Genomic DNA, 489 nt, shown 5'->3' on the forward strand with positions numbered 1-489 from the left:
CTTCAACAACATCACGCTTGATCTTCATTGTTGGCGTTAAGAAGCCATTCTCAATCGCCCAAAAATCTTTTACAACAACCATGAACTGCAAAGCTTCATGCGGATCAACCGTTGCATTCACCGATGCCATTAGCTCAGTCAAACTCTTCTCTAAGTTTGCACGAAAATCTGGCTCATCGCGTTTTGGCAATGCCTCTTCAGAAAGATGAATCAATGCGTGAGGCTGCGGACACTCAGCACCAGCAACACATACCATTTCAATTTCATCGTGACTGATGATTTTATTTTCAATTGGCGCCGGAGCAACGTACTTACCCTTACTCGTCTTAAAGATCTCTTTGATACGACCAGTAATTTTAAGGCGACCCATGTCATCGATCTCACCTTTGTCACCAGTTAGCAAGAAACCATCTTCGGTGAAGCTTTCTTTGGTTTTCTCATCGTTTTTGTAATAACCCATCATATTTGCAGGGCTGTTCACTTCGATTT

The 489-nt window shown here is 42.5% G+C and carries 1 pseudogene; it reads right to left on the minus strand.

The features are described 5' to 3' along the window. Positions 1–489 (minus strand): annotated as a pseudogene (locus A3762_RS06070) (AMP-binding protein); the annotation flags it as partial.

Source organism: Oleiphilus sp. HI0125, assembly GCF_001635355.1.